Genomic DNA, 17953 nt, shown 5'->3' with positions numbered 1-17953 from the left:
TAAACCATAATCTGCTACAAATCTTTTTAAATGATTAATAGCTATGGGTTCATCTACCAAAGCTCTTCTACAAACTGGTTCACAAAATCTTGGACACACCCTTCCTACCGAAGCAGGTAAAGGTAATTTTTCTTTAATTAAAGCTAAAGCCCCTTTAAAATCCCCTTTTGCTATAAGACCAATATAGCCCTGGATATTAAGACCACCAGGACAAGGGACATGACAAGGAGCTTTGCAATCACCATAATGATTTTTGATAAGTTTTTGTAGAAGCTCCTTTCTTATCTTTTTAACTTCAGGAGTATTTGTAAAAACCTTTAATCCTTCTTTAATTTTTGTTTCACAGGCTCTTTTTATGCCTTCACCTTTAACCTCTACCACACAAAGTCCACAAGAAATTTTAGAAGGTTTATCTTTTGAAAGATAACACAAACTCGGAATATAAATATTATAACGTTTTGCTACATCTAATATAGTCTCTCCAGAAAATCCATATACTTCTTGCTTATTTATTTCAAACTTTATCATCTTTTTTCCCTTTAAAGATTTTAAAATGTTTATAAAAAATCTTAAAGTTCTAACCAAGATTCTGAAAAGATAGTTTTTCCAAGAAGTACTCTTGTAGTTTTATATATTTCTAACTCCTTAGGAGACAGAGTCTTAGGATCTGGTTCATCACCATCCATTATTCTATGAACCAAAGCTACCCAATCAGAGTGTTTTCCTTTGGCTATTTCTACCAATTCTTTATCATAAACATCTAAAATGGCACTATAAATGTTGTATTTCATAAGCATCATTAACATTACTCTATTTAAATAAGGTCTCAAAGGAGCAGCTACTCCATTGGAAACATTAGAAAGCCCTACTATAGTTTTAGCTCCTGGGGCAATTTCTTGGAGCATTGAAAGAAAAACAAATACTTCATTGAGTTGATCTGCTCCTAAGGTAATAGGTGTAATTATTGGATCAATCCAAATTTTTTCATTTGGAATTCCGTATTCATTAAGTTTCCCTACAAGATCTACTGCAAGCGCAGCTCTTTCATTGGCATCTCTTGGCAATCCTTCAGTTCCCCATAAAAGTGCTACAACATCACTTCCAACTTCTGCAGCAAAAGGACCAAGCTTTTCTAATCTTCCAGGCTGAATAGTAATAGAATTAATTAAACATCTATCAGGTTTTTTAGATGCTTTAATTCCCGCAATCATAGCCTCTGGATTGGTTGTATCAAGAGAAATAGGTGTATCTACTACTTCTTCTACTATTTTCACAATCCAACTTGCAAATTCTTCACCATTCTTTTTAGCTGGTCCAATATTTAAATCTAAATAATCTGCTCCAAGTTTCGTCTCTTCCTTAGCCATGTCTTGAATAGGTTTAGGATCCCTTGCTTTCATTGCACTTCCTATTTTTTTTGACATAATGTTTATACTTTCTGCTACACACAATACAACTCCTTCACCTTTTGGAGCCTCTGTAGTTTTTTTATCTTTTTCTTTTGGTGATTCCATAGATACAGCACTTATTTCTTCTTTTTCCTCTTTTTGTAGTTTAACTTCCTCTTTCTTTATCTCTTCCTTTTTTTTAACCTCTTCAACTTTAACCTCTTCAACTTTTTTTTCTTCTTTTATTTCTACTTCTCCAGCTCCTTCTCTTATTTTTCTACTTACTTCTTTTAAAACAGGGGGTAAGCCATTAGCTTCTCTTGGACCTACAACAATCTCCCAATCTGGCAACTCTTCTTCTAATTCTCCTTTTATACCTGCTAAATATCCAGGAATCATGAGCTTTCTATGTTTAACTTTTTCAGCTATACCACATTTTTTAACAAATTCTGCAATAGTATCAGCTCCAAATTTACCTGCTGCCCAAGCTGTAAGAACAGAAAGTCCTTCTGTGTCTTTAATAAGCAACCAAGTAGGAACTCTACTGCCTTCTATTTCTCCAGATACAATAAAATAGGTTAAAGCAAAGTTGCAGGTTATAGCAACAGGTGAATACTCATCTGGATTATTAATTGGGTAAATTCCTTCTTCAACAACCAGAGGCTTTTGAGGATCTGTAAAAATATTCATTCTCTCTACTAATAAAGGAAATAGATACTCAGCTTTTAAATCAGAAAGTAGAATAATACTTGCATACTTAGGAATTATGGAACTTGCTAAGATACACTCTAAAAAAAGATTATCAGCGTACCTGTATAAAAAGGTAATATTAGGAAAACCTAAGGGTTTAAATCTTTTTTTAATAGCTGCTCTTCTCATAATTATAAGGTCTTCAAAAAGTTCCTTAGGAGATTGGGCTCCACTATCTAAAACAAGTTCTTTTACACCTAATTTAAGAAGTTCTTCACTTAATTTGGCAACCTTTCCTACACTATCAGCTTTGATTCCAATAGGAACCTTAGTATCTGTAGCTAATTTAGCAAAATTTTGATAATTTTGAAAATCAGCTCCATAAACAAGAGGTTTAAAATCTCCGCAAATAGAAATAGCTTCTTTTAAAGTTTCTAAATTTTCACTTTTTAAAATTATAGCTACATCTGGGATCTCAGCTCTTATATTTTTAACCAAATTTAAAAATTTATCTTTATCACTTTCATCTTCAACAAGGATTACATCAGGCTTTAATAAAATTCCTACTCTGTCCCATCTAAATCTTTTATAAGCTTCAATTCTTGAATCAATCTCATCCTCATCCATAGAGGTTGTGATAAAAGTTCCAATTAAAGGAGGGTTTTCAAAACGTTTTTCATGTCTAAAAAGAACAGTTTCCCCTCCTAAGGAATAAACAGCTTCTCCACCTCCTAATTTTACTATTCTTATAGGAGGAGCTGTAGCTTCAGCCAGTTCTTCTTTTACCTCAGGATCTACATAAGGGCACTTATCTATTTCTATCTGTCCTGCAGCAACTTTCATAGCAAAAGCTAAACAAGTAGGAAAACCACATTCTCCACAATTTTTCTTAGGAAGTTTTTGCATTATCTGAATTCCTGTAAGTCCCATCTTTCCTCCTCTAAATTATTCTTTCCTATATGCCTATTTATCCTATAGGTGGTAGATCTAAAATAGGATGTTTGACCTTTTTAATCCAGTTTTGTACTTCTTCTTCTGTAGTTCCTATGGTTTCATCAGCAATTTTTTCAATTAAATCTGGAACTCCGAGTTCCTGTCCTCTTTTTTCTAATTTTTCTTTAAGCTCATCTTTTAGCATTTTGGGCATCCAAACTACTCTTAAAAGCCCTCCTTCAGGTTTTAAAAATTTGTTAGATATTATATAGTTTTTAGCTATACCAATAAAGCCAGGAGTCTGTTGCCCTCCTCCTACCATACCTGCTAAGGTAGAAAATTTCATTCCTGCAGGAGTCATACCTAAATAATCTCTATTAACTATCATTATTCCTCCAGTTCCAGGAAGAAAAGCAGCAATAGCTTCCATACATCCACAAACTGTCATAGGGTCTGACATTATGCTATACAAGTTTAATCTCTCTACTTTTCCACGAGAGGCTTGTTTAACAAATTCATTTACATTACTAAACTGTCCATATTCAGAATCTATACATTCGCCTTTTTCTATAGGCTGGTTAGGTCCAGCTGGATTTAATTGATAACAAGCTTTAGCATCAAGCCAGTTATAAGCTCCACAAGGTCCTATTCTTTCAGGTGTAATAATACATATATGGGTAGGAGCAAAACTCTGACAAAGAGAACATGAATAAAAAACTTCTACATTTTCGTCTATAAGACCAGCAAGCTTGGCATCTCTTCTTTCATAAACCTGTTTTGCTATTTCAAGTATTTCTCTGACTTTTTCTTCTTCTGTATAAATAGTAACCTCACACTTGTCTACAATAGCTCCAAAGTCTTGTCTTAACTTGGCATAAAGGATTTTTCCAATATGTTCAAATTTAAAGCCTTTTTCAGCAGCTGCTTTACTAATTCTAATCCATACCACATTTCTTTGGCCCATGTGCATGATGCCTTGAGCATAATTGATTAAATGATGAAATTGTCTTTCTAAAATAGCTTCAAAATCCTCCTGCATATTAACACCAGCGACTTTAACTACAATGGCTAAAGGCAATCTATAAGGTGGTCCTTTGATTCCAAATTTTGCTACATCTGTAATCTCAGGACCTATTACTTCTATTTTACCATCTTGAACCTCATCCAAAGATCCTGTAAGCAAAAGCTCTACAGCTGGTGTTCTTCCACCACCACATTCTAAAAACAAATCATTTTTTCTAACCCTTTCTCCTTCAAAAGCAGGAGCATAAGCAACAGGTATATCTAACTTGACTTTTGTTACTTTTAATCCTCTTACTTCAACAGCTTTATCAACTATTTCTTCATAGGGTACTTTGGATACTACATGTTCATAAGTGCAAACTCCATAAGGTTTAATTTCAGGTATCTCCCAGTCAGATATTATTGGAAAGCCCCAGTTTATTGCTCCTGCACCATTGGCATACCATTCGTCAGAAACAGGACCAAAAGTAATTACAAAAGCAAAAGTTCTATCTTTATTATAAAGAAGATTCCCTAAATAATCTCCTGGTTTGATACCTCCAAAGGACATAGCTACTCTACAAGCAAAACCTATAGAGAATACTACAGAGGTATATTCTGGACCAAAAGGAATAAGTCTTATAGGCCAACCTAATTGTAAGTTAGCTTCTTTTAAAAGATAAGGCATATAAATACCATTTGTCTGATCATGCATAAATACATATAGATTTTTTTCTAAAAGCTCTTGAACCATTTTAACTGCCAGTTCTTTATTAGGAGGTGCTCCAAGAATAGCAGCAAATCCAGGAGCTGTTCCATCAACAAATTCTACTCCTCTTTTTCTAAAGATTACATCATCCGCTGCTCCAAGCCAAATGTTCTCTTCTGTAGGCTCTTCTCCTTGAACATAGAAATTTGGATCTTCTAAATACCTTATAGCCTCTATAATCTCTTCAGCAAAGTAAGTGGCCATTCCTGCATCTAAAGCAGGTCCTAAATAAGGAGTATAAATTTTTTCTTTTTCATCAGGAAGAGGAGGAAGTAGCTTTTTAGCCTCCTCCAATACTTCTCCACAGTCTCCAAGCCTTTTAACAGGATAACCTAAAATAGCATATATAATAGGAAGATAATAAGCGGTATTAGGAAAACCCACCTCAACTTCTTTGCCAAATTTTTTTACAGCTTCTTCATATTTTTCCCAAGCCCTTTCAAGTATCTTATAAGCACCTCTAATAGCTGAAGTGCAAATTATTCTTGACATTTAATCTTTACACCTCCTTTTTAACTTAAAGAATTAAATAAAATTTTAGCCAATTCTATAGCTTTAGGATGTCTCATAATAAAAATTTCTCCACCTGCCAAAGCTAAACATACTGTTGTAATAGCCTCCATCATAATTCCTCTCATTTCAGCCTCACCCCATAAATCATCTGTAGGAAGCCCTACTTCCTTTGTTTTCCAAACCTCTCTACCTACATTACAAATAAATGGAGCTTGAAGCTTAATATCTTGAGCATAAAGCGCTGCTATCCTTATTCTTTCCATAACTGAATAAGTATATTCAATTCCATATCCTAAAGCACCTACAGAAGGATCCATTAGAATTTTATCTAAATTTACTCCAACATTTTCTAATAAAATATTAAGTTGTTTAGCCAAATTAACATCTATAGGTGATGAAGCTACAACAGGAAGATCATATCCTATAGCAGTAGCACCAAGTGTTCTATGATTAGCTTCTACAATAGGTCCTATAACTGACCCTCTATCTCCTATAACTTCTGCTACCTCTCTTAAAACTTCTACATCTTTTTCAGCATTTCCAGATCCCCAGATTATTAAAGGAACATCTACAGCTTCTTTTACTTTTTTAACCACCTCTACAGCATGCTTAACATCTAAATTTTTAAAATTGGGATCAGTTCCAATTAAATAGACGCCTATAGCCTCAGCTTTATACTCTTCTACACATTTTTTAGCCCAAAGTCCTGGATCATGAAAAACATCAGAAAAATACTTTGTTAGTGTCTCTGGCCAGTCTTCAGGAACTATATCTAAAATTTCCATAGCTATTTTTAAAGGTTGTCCTGTATTCCCTTCAAAACTGTAAAAGGGTAAAACCTCTGTTCCGCCAACTTTAAAGGCTTTTTCACCTTTTCCTATTTCAACCTCTACAATTTTCCCTGAACTTTTATCTATATAGAGATCCTCTGAAAGCCCTTCTGCCCTTGTTTTTAAATCTCTATAAGTTCCTTTAAAACCAGTTTTTCCTATATCTTCTACTTTCTCTTTAATTTCTTTTTTTGGTTTTCTTATTTCTTTTTCTTCTTTTGGCTTTTCTTCAACCTTTATTTCAGGCTTTATTTCAGGTTTAGCTTCTACCTTTACCTCGGTCTTTATCTCTTTAATCTCCTTTTCTTTTCTTTCTTCTTTAGCTATTTTTTCTACCTTTTTCTCAGGAATTTCTTCAATTTTACGAAAAACTTTTTCAATCTTTTTTGGTTTTCTTCCTAATAATTGTTTTTCAATCTCAGCCAAAGTTTCTTCTATATGTTCCATTCCAGATTGTAAATTTTTCAACCCGGCTTTAAGATTGGTTATCATCTCTATCAGAAATTCTATTGATACACCTTTAATTTTATCCATTTCTTCCTCTCCTTCTAATCCCTTTTCCACTTCTATAGGTTTTTCTACAATCTTTTCTACTATCACTTCTACAGGCTTTTCAATCACTTTTTCCACTATCTTTTCTACTGGTTTTTCCACAATTTTTTCTACTTCTACCACTTTTTCCACTACAAAAGGTGGTTGAATTTCAGGTTCCATAGGTCTGGGATGAAGTCCAGCTCTTTTTACTATTTCAGGAACAGCTTCTTCCCATTCAATAGCCATTATATGAACACCTTTTACTCCAGGAATTTCTTTAACTTGCTGAATAATTTCTACTGCTATATTTATTCCTTCCTCCTTAGGATCTTTAGCTTCTTTCATTCTTTTTAATAATTCATCAGGAACCATAAGTCCTGGAACATTGTATTTCATATAACGAACCATTCCAAAAGATTTAGGAGGGGTTATACCAGCTAAAATATAAACTTTATCAAGAAGACCCTCCTCTTCAGCTAATTCCATAAATCTCTTAAATCTTTCTACATCATATACAATCTGAGTTTGGATAAATTCAGCTCCAGCTCTAACTTTTTTAGCAAGTCTTTTTACTCTAAATTCAAAAGGATCTGCAAAAGGATTAGCTGCAGCTCCTGCAAAAAAATTGGGTTTTTCTCCTTTTATTTCTTCTCCATTGATAAACCTTCCTTCTTTAAAGCCTTTTACCAAACTGAGCAGTTGTATAGAATCTAAATCAAATACAGGTTTAGCCTGAGGATGATTGCCGAATTTAGGATGATCTCCTGTTAAACAAAGTAAATTTCTTATACCTAATCCCCAAGCACCCAAAAGATCTGCCTGAATACCAATCCTGTTCCTATCTCTACAGGTCATTTGCATTACAGGTTCTAAACCTTCAGATAAAGCTATAATAGCAGAAGCAAAACTGGAAAATCTAACCACAGCTGTTTGACAATCTGTAATATTTACAGCATCTACATAACCTTTTAAAATTTTCGTCTTCTTCTTTAATATTTCTATATCTGCATTCTTAGGAGGTCCCATTTCACAGGTAACAGCAAAGTGTCCCTTTTTTAAAATTTTCTCAAGATGGCTTCTTGTTTCCATTATCCTTCCCTTTTATTGTTTTTTATTAAATCCTCTCTTATCCTTTTTCTTGGAGATTCACCTAAATAGGTTCTCCAATCCTTAGGCTCCCATATTTCATTAAGCTTATCTAATTCTCCTCTGGCTGTTAATCTTTCTATGATTAAATGCCATATACAAGGATTTTCAGGATTTATTTCACATTTTCCATTTTGAGAACCTCCACAAGGACCGTTCAATAAATTTTTAGGACATCTTGCTATAGGACAAAGCCCAGCTGTTAAATCTATAATACAATCTCCACAACCACGACATTTTTCTTGCCAAACCCCTAATTGGGTATTGGCACCAAAAAACAAAGTATCTACTCCTGGATAAACTCTTATATCAGGATATAAATCTGCTATTAAATTAACCCCCACTCCACAGGCAAGACTTACTACTGCCTCTGCATCCTTCATTAACTCTGGGAGATTTGCTAAATACTCAGGATCACATTGTCTTATTAAGGTTGCCTCATAAGTAATAAGTGGTTTCCCCTGTCTTTTTCTGGCTATCCTCAAAGCCGTAGCAATAATTTCTACCTCTCTATCCCCTCCTGTGGAACAAATAGCAACACAACCTCTACATCCTAAAATTAAAACCTTATTATAAGGTTCTATATTCTTTAAAATCTCTGAAAGATGCCTTCTTTCTGCTACTATCATTTTTTATCCTCATCTTTTATTTAAAATTTTTTCTACAAAATCTTTAACTGTTTCTACAAAAGCACCTGTATCTAACCTTGGAACAAAAGCCATTTGAGCTCTTTCAGGGTCTATTCCTATTTCTTCTAAATACTTTTTCGCTCCTAAAACCCTTTTTTCTGCTCTTAAGTTTCCTGTTTTATTATGACACTTTTCTTTTTCACAACCACAAACCAAAACCCCTTCGGCATCATCTTCAAATTCTTTTAGAATATCAACAATTTCTATACTGCCAGAACAGGGAAACCTTTTTATTACAATTTCACAAGGAAAATCTTTAAAGTCTTCATCAGTAGCAGAATTAGTATAATTACAGCATAAAACTGCAATTTTTGGTTTAGCCATTAATCGTCTCCTCTTTATATTCTACACTTGGTTTAAGCTCTATAGCCCTTGCTGGACATTCTTTAACACAAATACCACAAGCTCTGCACATTTCTATATCAATTTCCGCATATTCTTTATCTTTTATAAAAGGTGCTCCAAAAGGACAAATTCTTACACAGGTTAAACAAACAATACATTTATCTTTATTTACTCTTGCAAATTTGCCAAGTTCAAAAAGTTTATCAACGCTTACTAAACCTTTCTCCAATGCATAGGTTCTTAAAATTCTTATCACCTCTTTTGGTTTAACATCCATAGGACACACTTCTACACAACTACCACACTGAGAACAATACCATAAAATTTCATTTAAAACCTTTTCTGTAAAACCCAGAAGAAAGGTATGAACAATTCTTCTTGGATCAAATTCAGGTTTCATCCTTTTCACAGGACAAATACTTGAACAAGCTCCACATCTAAAACATTGAGCATAAGAAGGATTCTCTTCAGTAAATTTTTTTATCAAATCTTCAGCTTTTTTATTGACCTTAGACTCTATAAGCATTTATATGCTAACCTCCTTTTTTCTTGAAACTCTCTAAAATTTTTTGAATTTCTTCAGGGGTTGCCCCTGTTTTTTCTTGTAAAATTTCCAAAGATTGAGGACCTTGTTTCATAAGTTTTTTAATTTCAAATTCGTAAAGTTTATTTTTTATAACTTTGCTCAACTTTTGTTGTGCTTTTGCTTTTATACTCTCTTCACTATAATCTCCTAATTTTTTAATCTCTTTGCATAAATTAGCATATTGAGCACGAAATTGCATATTTTTACATAAATTTTCTGCAGCCCTTAATCTTAAAATTAAAGTTTCTTTATCCAAACCTTCTCCTTTTCCTAAGGGTCCTAACTCTTTCAAAATTTTTGTAAAATCTTTAATTATTTCTGCAATCCTTGCACTTTCAGAAGAAGAAACCCACTCTTTTCTAAATCTTTTAATATTAAGCCCTATATTTTCTAAAACTAAGTATATAACTTCTCCCATAACTACAGCTTCAAGATTACCTGAAAGGTATTTACATTCTCCTAATTTACAGCCTGCTACCATAATTCCATCTGCTCCTGCTAAAAATCCTTCTATTATAAATAAAGGATCCACTCTACCAGAGCACATAACTCTAACTGTTCTATGGTAAGGCGGATAATTTTGGCGAGCCACCCCGGCTGCATCTGCTGCTGCATAGGCTCACCAATGGCACATAAAACTTAATATCCTTGGCTCAAATCCTGCCATTATTTTTTATTCCTCCTTTAATTTTCTATTTTCTTTTCTTCCATTTCTGTTTTTTTTTGTTTGATTTTCCAAAAGTTCCCATCCTTTAAAAGCTTGAACTTGAGAAAGAACAGCTTCTGTTGAAAATCCCCCTACATCTATAGCAAATACAGGACAATGACTGGCACAGACTCCACATCCTTTACAAGATGCTGTTATAACTTTTGCTTTTCTTCTTTTTTCAACTTTAACCATTTCTATAGCACTAAAAGGACAAAGCTCTGCACATATTCCACATCCGATACACTTTTTTTCATTTATACTGGCAATATAAGGAGTAGTTTCAACTACACCCTTAGCTAAAAGAATACAAGCTTTAGCTGCAGCTGCTTTTACTTGGGCTAATACCTCAGGTAAAGGCTGAGGACTATGAGCTAATCCACAAATAAAAACTCCATCAGAGGTGGTTTCAACAGGTCTCAGCTTGACATGAGCTTCCATTAAAAAACCTTCTTGAGTAGTTGGTAATTTAAGCATATTCACAATTTCATTTTCTTCTGGAAATTTTATTCCCACAGATAAAACTACTAAATCAGGCTTTATTTCTATTTCTTCTCCTATAATAGGATCATATACTTTGACTACTACACCTCTTCCTTTCTTCTCTACCATTGGCCTCTTGTTATTTAAATATCTTATAAATTTTATTCCTCTCTTTCTTGCTTCTAAATAATACTTTTCATAAAATCCATAGGCTCTTATATCCTGATATAAGATATATACTTCTGTATTTGAAGACATTTCCTTTATTTTTAAAGCATTTTTTAAAGCTTGCTGACAGCATACCTTGCTACAATAACTCAATTCTTCTCCTCTTGATCCTGCACATTGAATCATTACTACTTTTTTGATTTTCTTAAAACTTTTATCTTCTATAAGCTTTTTTTCTAAATCTAACTGTGTAATAACTTTCTTTCCATCATAAGGATATTTACTTGGTATATATTCCTTTGCTCCTGTTGCTGCTATTATAACACCATGATTTACAGTTTTTTCTTTTTCTTCATTTTTTAATACTGTTGTAAAATTACCTACATAACCACTGATCTTTTCTACCTTTGTATTAAGATAAACTTTTATTTTTGGATGATTATTAACTTTTTCTATTAGTTCTTTCAGAAAAACTTTTGGATCTTCTCCTGTAATTAAATATTTAATTCTTTTTAAGTTCCCTCCTAACTCATTTTCTTTTTCTACAAGATAGACCTCATATCCCTGTTCTGCTATGGATAAAGCTGCTGTAATCCCTGCTACCCCTCCTCCTATTACCAGAGCAGAAGGAGTAACTTTTACAGTATGAATATTTAGAGGTTCTAACTTTTGAACCTTAGCTAAAGCCATTCTTACAAGATCTTTAGCTTTTTCAGTAGCTTTGTCAGGATTATCTGAATGCACCCAGGCACACTGGTCTCTAATATTTGCCATCTCAAACAAACCCAAATTAAGACCTGCCTCCCTTAATGTATCCTGAAATAAAGGTTCATGAGTTCTTGGAGTGCAAGCTGCAATTACAATTCTGTTAAGTTTATATTCTTTTATTTTTTTCTTTAATTCTTCTAAAAAATCTTGAGCACAAGCATAAAGTACAGTTTCTGCTAATACTACATTGGGAAATTTTTCTATATAATTTCTTACCTCTTCAACTTTCACTACTCCTGCAATATTTACTCCGCAATGGCAAATAAAAACCCCTATTCTTGGTTCTTCTTTTATTAATTCTTTTTCCTCTGGAGGATATTCTTTTTTAATTGTGGCTGAGAATCTCGCTTCTTTTAAAATTTCTGAAACCTGAGCTGCTGCGGCAGAAGCTTGAGTTACACTTTCTGGAATATCCTTAGGTCCCTGAAAAGCTCCTGCTACATAAATTCCAGGCTGAGAAGTTTGAATAGGAGCTATACTTTTAGTCGCTACAAATCTGTATTCATTAAGATCTATGCCAAAAATCTCAGCTATTTTTTCAGCATCCTCAGGTGGAGAAAGTCCAGTAGATAAAACAACCATATCATAAAAATCCCTCTTATATTCTCCCTCCTCTGTAACATAGGATAAAACTAATTTATCCCCTACTTTATCTACTTTAGCTGGTCTTCCTCTAATTATTTTGAATCCATACTTTTTAACAGCATTATTAAAAGCTGCATCAAAGCCTTTTCCCTGGGTCCTTATATCCATATAAAATAAAGTTATATCCAGATCAGGATCATGTTCTTTTAAAACTGAGGCTTCTTTAATAGCATACATACAGCATACTGAAGAGCAATAAGGTCTGTCACAAGTTAAATTACGAGATCCTATACACTGAATATAAGCGATCCTTTTAGGATGTTTGAAATCTGAAGGTCTTATAATTTCTCCTTGAGTAGGTCCAGAAACACACATAAGTCTTTCTATTTCCATACTGGTTAAAACATCTTCATATTTACCATAGCCATATTTTTTAAGAACACTTTCAGGAACATCGCTAAACCCAATAGTTAAAACAATAGCTCCGACTTCTAAATCTTTTATTTCTGGTTTTTGAGAAAAATCTATAGCTTTAGGTCCACATACATTTGTGCAAATTCTACAAGTTTCATGATTTAAATATAAACAGGAGGCTTCATCAATATAATAACAAGTGGGAATAGCTTGAGGAAAATCTATTCTTGCTGCTCTGGTAAATGTTAATCCTACATTATAAGTATCTATAGCTAAGGTTGGACAATATTTCATACATTCACCACAGGCTGTACATTTGTTTGGGTCAATATATCTTGGTTTAATCTTAACTTTAACTCTGTATCCATCCTCTTCTTTTTCAACTTTTTCTATATCAGTTAAAGTAAGAATTTCTATATTTGGAGACCTACCGGTCTCTACCATTTTTGGAGCAAGTATTCATATACTACAGTCATTGGTAGGGAAGGTCTTATCAAGTTGAGCCATCACCCCACCAATGGTTGATTTCTTTTCAACTAAATATACATAAAATCCAAGTTCTGAAAGATCTAAAGCTGTCTGGATTCCTGCTATTCCTCCTCCTACAATTAATACTCTACCTTTTTTCATCTTTTCTCCTTTTTGATTTTTAAAGTGTTTAATACATTTAATATTAAAATTATTTTAATTTTTGAAAAGGCTTATTATATTTTTCACAAATTCATCATAATTTTTTGAACCTAACCAAAACCCCCCAAAAAGATCTTTCATTTCTTTAGAAAGAAAATCTGTTACTTTTTTACTTCCAAGAGTTGGTAAATCTGATCCCAAAACTACAGGAATTCCACTACAGGATAAGTACATAGCTACACTAACCATACTTTCACTCATCCATTCAGGGATTCCTGCTACTATAGGTAAGCCCTGTTTTAAAAATTCAAAAATATGAGGAACATCTATGCAAGCTCCTAAATACCATAAAGGGGGAGCTTCTATCTTTTCAAGACTTTTTTTCAAACCTTCTCCAGCAAAATCAAGCCCTTCTAAAGATAAAAGACCAGACATAGCCAGAGAAGTAGCTGTGCAGCCTGATACTAAAACTAAAAGGTTGTTTTTTATAAGATCCTTAGCAACTTTTATTTGAGGAGGCTCACTTAAGCAAGGAGTATCACATCCAAGAAGAAAAACTATTCCTAAAATATCTTTTTTGGCTATTTTTTCTTTTATATAATTTATATCAGTATTATTAGCTCTAAATCCTATTTTAATATCAAAACTTTTTTCAGGTACTCTTATTTTGCTTTTATCCCTTAATTTAAATCTTGTAATTGCTAATTTAAGAATTTCCTTAGCTACTTCCAAAGACTTTGTCCGTTCAAACTCTATATAAGTTGCCTTCTCTAAATTACATCTTTTATCTGTAGTAATAATTAAAGAGTGATATTGATTAGCTAATTTAACAAGATTTGGACTTACGCAGGTAGAACCAATTACTATAGCTTCAATTAATCCTGTAGCTAAGGAGACTTCCTGCTGAATAAAACTTCCCATTAAAGAAACATTGTTAAATACATTAGTGAAATTAATTCCCTTGGCTTTGGATTTCTTTATCAGTTTAAAAATTTCTTCATCTGAGCTTGCTTTTATTAGAGCTTCTGTCAAAGAAGGATCTGTTTCATAAACAGAAATATTTATTTTCTCAGGATCAATCCAGTTTAAACCTATATTTACCTTTATTTCAAGAGGTTTATTTAGATCAAACATAAGATCTCTTAATTTAGAAGCAATTAAAGAGGAACCCCAACCATCTGCTAAAGCTGTTCTTATAGCACCCTTTAAAATATTTTTATATTCCTGATCAACTCCTACAGTAGTTTTATGAAACAATTCCACTATTTCTCTATTAATTCCTCTTGGAAAAACTTTATAGTTTTCCCATTTATCTTTTAAAGAATCAGGAGCCAGGTCTGCTGTTAAAACCCTACCTTGGGATTGACTAAAAATTTTAAAAATCCTATCTATCATTTGAGATAAAAGCTCTTTTTCAGACAAATCAATTTTAATACCAAGCACCTTTGTCCAGTTTTCAAAATTTTCTATATTTTTAATCTTAAAACCATTTTCTATTTTTTTTGCCAAAGTTAAAAGGATATCTCTTGTATGTTCAGAATGGGCAGAGGCTCCACTTACAACCATTCTGGAAAAATTTCTACTAACCACTGTAGAAGCAGAAGCACCGCAAATTCCTTTAAGTTCTTCAAAACCCTCCATAATCTGGCAGGGTCCCATATTACAAACTCTACAACAATTCATTCCCTTAGAAAATTTACAGGAAGTAGCAGGTCTTTTTTGGAAGTTTTTAAAAGCTATAGAAAACTTTTCTCTCAAAGAGAAAAAATCATTCTTGATAATTTTTCTAACAGGTTCCGGTTTTGTTTTAAATCTCGCTCTTTTATCTAACATACTTTTTATCTCCTTAAGCTGCTTTATCTAATTTTTCAGTCTTTAAACGCCAGCCAAAACACCCCAAACCATGGAATGGAGTAATATACTTTGGCTCTTCTAAAGCTCTTCTCATAGCCATATCATAGAGTATTCTGGGTTTTGGTTTGTCAATACCGAGTTTTATCCTTTGCTGATTAATTCTATCCATCATAATGTTTACAAACTCATTAGCATTTCTGGCAATTCGCCAAGATCCTCCAAAATAATTTTCTATTTCATAAAAAAGAAAATCTGTAACTTCTTTGCTTTTTTCTGTAGGAAAATCAGGTCCAAAAACAACTTGGACTCCGCTTGAGACAAAATACATTCCTATTGAAATGGCCTTTTCACTCATCCATTCAGGTGCAGCACCAACAGCAGGAAGTTGATAAATATCATCTCCTAAGCCACCTGTATGAACTATTTCTGTAGTAGCAATAAGAATACGAGAATTATCAACACAGGACCCCATATGAAGAACAGGAGGTGCTCCTATAGCTTCCAAAACTTCTCTTAGACCAGGTCCTGCAAGTTCTATAGCTTCTGGAGAAAGAAGCCCTGCTACTCCCATAGCTATTGCAGAACAACCTGTAGTTAAAACTAATACATTATTAGCAATTAATTCCTTGGCTATCTCTACTTGTAAAGATTCATCCACTCTGTAATTATCACATCCTACTATAGCAGCTACCCCCAAAATTTTTCCATTAATTACATTTTCATTTAAAGGTTTAAAAGAAGCTCTAAATCTACCACCAAGCATATACATAATAGCTTCTGTGCTAAAACCTGCTATTACATCTATAGTATTATCAGGAATTCTAACTTTATTAGGATCTCTTAAAGGATAACGAGCTATTGCTCTTTTTAAGATTTCTTTAGCAGAATCTAAAGGTTTTTTATGATCAAAAGGTATATGAGTAGCTCCTTCTAACATTGCTCTATCATTGGTAGTAATAACCTCTGTATGAAAGTTTTTAGCAATTTCTACAATATTTTGCATAATACATTGAATATCTACCACTATAACCTCTATAGCACCTGTAGCAATTACTACTTCTTGCTGAAGAAAACTTCCTGCAACTGGAATACCCTTTCTCATTAGAACTTCATTTCCTGTGCAACAAACTCCTGCTAAATTTATTCCTTTAGCTCCAACTTTTTGGGCTTCTGCTATAATTTCAGGATCAGAAGCTGCTATACTTAAAGCATCAGCTAAAAGTGGATCATGACCATGAACTGCCACATTTATCATATCAGGTTTAATAACAGATAAACCTATATTTACCTTAGCTTTTATAGGCTGGGGATTACCAAGAAGAAAATCCTGTAATTCTGAAGCTATCATTGAACCACCCCAGCCATCTGCCAATGAGCATCTGGCAGCAGCTAAAAGAATTTTCTTATAATCCTGATCAATCCCGGTAGAAGTTCTATGTAAAAGTTCTACAATCTCCTTATCAACTCCTCTTGGAAAAACACCATACTTCCTCCATTTTTCCTGTAAAGGTTGAGGCGCTCTATGACCAAAAGCTAATTCTCCTTCCATCTGTCCAAAACATTCCAACGCTATTTCAGCTATTTTGTACAATATATCTTTTTCAGATAAACTTGGATCTATTCCTAAAGCATGAGCTATTACTCTTAGCTTTCTTTTATCTCTAACCTCAAATTGAGAGTCTCCATGAACAGTTTCATAAAAAGCCAAAGCAATATCTCTTCCATGATCAGAATGAGCAGAAGCTCCTCCTACTACCATTCTGGCAAAATTTCTTGCTGTTACAGTAGCTGAAGAAGCTCCACAAATTCCCTTTAAATCTTCCACACCTTCTACTACCTGACAGGGACCCATATTACAAATTCTGCAACAGGTTCCACCCTTTCCAAAAAGACAAGGAGTTACCCCTCTTTTAATAACTCTCTTGGGAGCAGTTAAAACTTCATCTTTAAGAGAATTATAAAGCTCTTCTATAGTTTTCTTTCTGTTTTCAAATTTTTTATTTTTCATTAAGCCACCTCACTTGGTAATCCATGCCAAGCTTTTGCTGATTCTAAGGTATTTTTCATAAGCATGGTAATGGTCATTGGTCCCACCCCTCCAGGAACAGGGGTGATAACACTGGCTTTTTCTTTTACATTTTCAAAATCTACATCTCCACAAAGAATTGCTTTTCCTTCAGGAGTTGTTCCTATTCTATTTACTCCTACATCTATTACTACAGCACCTTCTTTTACCATATCAGCAGTAATTACTTTAGGACGTCCAGCTGCTACAATTAAAATGTCTGCTCTTCTTGTATGAAAAGCAACATCTTTTGTAGCAGTATGACAAACTGTTACTGTAGCATTCCCAACAGGCTTTCTTTTTTGCATAAGAAGTATGGCTACTGGTTTCCCTACAATATTACTCCTTCCAACAACTACTACCTCTGCTCCTTCTACCTGACAACCTGCTTTAGAAAGCATAACCAATATTCCATAAGGGGTGCAGGGAATAAAACCAGGTTCTCCTATTACCATTTTCCCTACATTTACAGGATGAAAGCCATCTACATCTTTTCTTGGATCTATAGCATATAGGATTTTGTTCTCATTAATATGCTTTGGTAAAGGAAGCTGAACCAAAATTCCATGAATTTTAGGATCTTTATTATATTTATCTATTAATTTTAATAATTCATCTTCTGAAACATCTTCAGGAAGATTTTCCTGAATAGAATAAAATCCTAATTCATGAGCTGTTTTTTGTTTAGCCTTAACATAGGATACAGAAGCAGGATTTTCTCCAACTAAAATAGTAACTAAACCTGGGATAATTCCGTGTTTATTTTTTAATTCATCTACTTCTGCTTTTATCTGTGATCTTATTTCTTGGGCAATTTCTTTTCCACTTAAAATTTTAGCAGCCATTTTTTCCTCC

Annotated in this window: 10 protein-coding genes and 2 pseudogenes; all 12 read right to left on the bottom strand. The window is 33.5% G+C overall.

The window, feature by feature from the left end:
• Positions 1 to 9: 9 nt before the first annotated feature.
• Positions 10 to 528 (bottom strand): annotated as a pseudogene (locus CC87_RS09380) (2Fe-2S iron-sulfur cluster-binding protein); the annotation flags it as partial.
• Positions 529 to 569: 41 nt separating this feature from the next.
• The gene (gene acsC / locus CC87_RS09305) at positions 570 to 3008 is read right to left on the bottom strand and encodes an acetyl-CoA decarbonylase/synthase complex subunit gamma (RefSeq protein ID WP_245605499.1); all 2439 of its coding nucleotides are present in this window, start codon (positions 3006 to 3008) and stop codon (positions 570 to 572) included.
• 37 nt (positions 3009 to 3045) lie between these two features.
• Complete coding sequence (gene acsB, locus CC87_RS07835; RefSeq protein ID WP_038057853.1) at positions 3046 to 5274, bottom strand: acetyl-CoA decarbonylase/synthase complex subunit alpha/beta; 2229 nt, start codon at positions 5272 to 5274, stop codon at positions 3046 to 3048.
• A 20-nt stretch (positions 5275 to 5294) separates the two neighbouring features.
• Positions 5295 to 7748, bottom strand: a complete 2454-nt coding sequence (locus CC87_RS09300; protein WP_038057851.1) for an acetyl-CoA decarbonylase/synthase complex subunit delta — start codon at positions 7746 to 7748, stop codon at positions 5295 to 5297.
• Positions 7748 to 8434 carry a methylenetetrahydrofolate reductase C-terminal domain-containing protein gene (locus CC87_RS07825; protein WP_038057849.1) on the bottom strand — a complete coding sequence of 229 codons (687 nt, stop codon included), beginning with the start codon at positions 8432 to 8434 and terminating at the stop codon, positions 7748 to 7750. The genes CC87_RS09300 and CC87_RS07825 overlap by 1 nt, the downstream gene beginning before the upstream one ends.
• A gap of 9 nt (positions 8435 to 8443) precedes the next feature.
• Positions 8444 to 8818: a hydrogenase iron-sulfur subunit gene (locus tag CC87_RS07820; RefSeq protein WP_051920776.1), complete on the bottom strand. Its 375-nt coding sequence runs from the start codon at positions 8816 to 8818 to the stop codon at positions 8444 to 8446.
• Complete coding sequence (locus CC87_RS07815) at positions 8811 to 9365, bottom strand: 4Fe-4S dicluster domain-containing protein (protein ID WP_051920774.1); 555 nt, start codon at positions 9363 to 9365, stop codon at positions 8811 to 8813. Before CC87_RS07815 ends, CC87_RS07820 begins: the two co-directional genes overlap by 8 nt.
• 7 nt (positions 9366 to 9372) lie before the next feature.
• A pseudogene (locus CC87_RS08785) lies at positions 9373 to 10032 on the bottom strand (hydrogenase iron-sulfur subunit); the annotation flags it as partial.
• A gap of 66 nt (positions 10033 to 10098) precedes the next feature.
• Positions 10099 to 13179, bottom strand: coding sequence for an FAD-dependent oxidoreductase (locus CC87_RS07805; protein ID WP_156955604.1), 3081 nt, complete (start codon positions 13177 to 13179; stop codon positions 10099 to 10101).
• Between the two features lie 54 nt (positions 13180 to 13233).
• Positions 13234 to 15012: an anaerobic carbon-monoxide dehydrogenase catalytic subunit gene (locus tag CC87_RS07795; protein WP_038057845.1), complete on the bottom strand. Its 1779-nt coding sequence runs from the start codon at positions 15010 to 15012 to the stop codon at positions 13234 to 13236.
• Between the two features lie 13 nt (positions 15013 to 15025).
• The gene (cooS, locus tag CC87_RS07790) at positions 15026 to 17041 is read right to left on the bottom strand and encodes an anaerobic carbon-monoxide dehydrogenase catalytic subunit (RefSeq protein WP_051920770.1); all 2016 of its coding nucleotides are present in this window, start codon (positions 17039 to 17041) and stop codon (positions 15026 to 15028) included.
• Positions 17041 to 17943: a bifunctional methylenetetrahydrofolate dehydrogenase/methenyltetrahydrofolate cyclohydrolase FolD gene (folD, locus tag CC87_RS07785; RefSeq protein WP_038057844.1), complete on the bottom strand. Its 903-nt coding sequence runs from the start codon at positions 17941 to 17943 to the stop codon at positions 17041 to 17043. The genes cooS and folD overlap by 1 nt, the downstream gene beginning before the upstream one ends.
• Between the last annotated feature and the right edge of the window lie 10 nt (positions 17944 to 17953).

Origin of the sequence: Thermodesulfobacterium hydrogeniphilum, assembly GCF_000746255.1 — a bacterium.
GTDB lineage: Bacteria > Desulfobacterota > Thermodesulfobacteria > Thermodesulfobacteriales > Thermodesulfobacteriaceae > Thermodesulfobacterium > Thermodesulfobacterium hydrogeniphilum.
Note: the sequence above shows the minus strand (reverse complement) of the source record. Positions and strands in the feature narration are given on the sequence as shown.

What these genes read in the sequence shown, in the direction of transcription:
- acsC (WP_245605499.1), bottom strand. Translation starts at nt 3,008, where the DNA reads ATGGGACTTACAGGAATTCAGATAATGCAAAAACTTCCTAAGAAAAAT.
- acsB (WP_038057853.1), bottom strand. Translation starts at nt 5,274, where the DNA reads ATGTCAAGAATAATTTGCACTTCAGCTATTAGAGGTGCTTATAAGATA.
- CC87_RS09300 (WP_038057851.1), bottom strand. Translation starts at nt 7,748, where the DNA reads ATGGAAACAAGAAGCCATCTTGAGAAAATTTTAAAAAAGGGACACTTT.
- CC87_RS07825 (WP_038057849.1), bottom strand. Translation starts at nt 8,434, where the DNA reads ATGATAGTAGCAGAAAGAAGGCATCTTTCAGAGATTTTAAAGAATATA.
- CC87_RS07820 (WP_051920776.1), bottom strand. Translation starts at nt 8,818, where the DNA reads ATGGCTAAACCAAAAATTGCAGTTTTATGCTGTAATTATACTAATTCT.
- CC87_RS07815 (WP_051920774.1), bottom strand. Translation starts at nt 9,365, where the DNA reads ATGCTTATAGAGTCTAAGGTCAATAAAAAAGCTGAAGATTTGATAAAA.
- CC87_RS07795 (WP_038057845.1), bottom strand. Translation starts at nt 15,012, where the DNA reads ATGTTAGATAAAAGAGCGAGATTTAAAACAAAACCGGAACCTGTTAGA.
- cooS (WP_051920770.1), bottom strand. Translation starts at nt 17,041, where the DNA reads ATGAAAAATAAAAAATTTGAAAACAGAAAGAAAACTATAGAAGAGCTT.
- folD (WP_038057844.1), bottom strand. Translation starts at nt 17,943, where the DNA reads ATGGCTGCTAAAATTTTAAGTGGAAAAGAAATTGCCCAAGAAATAAGA.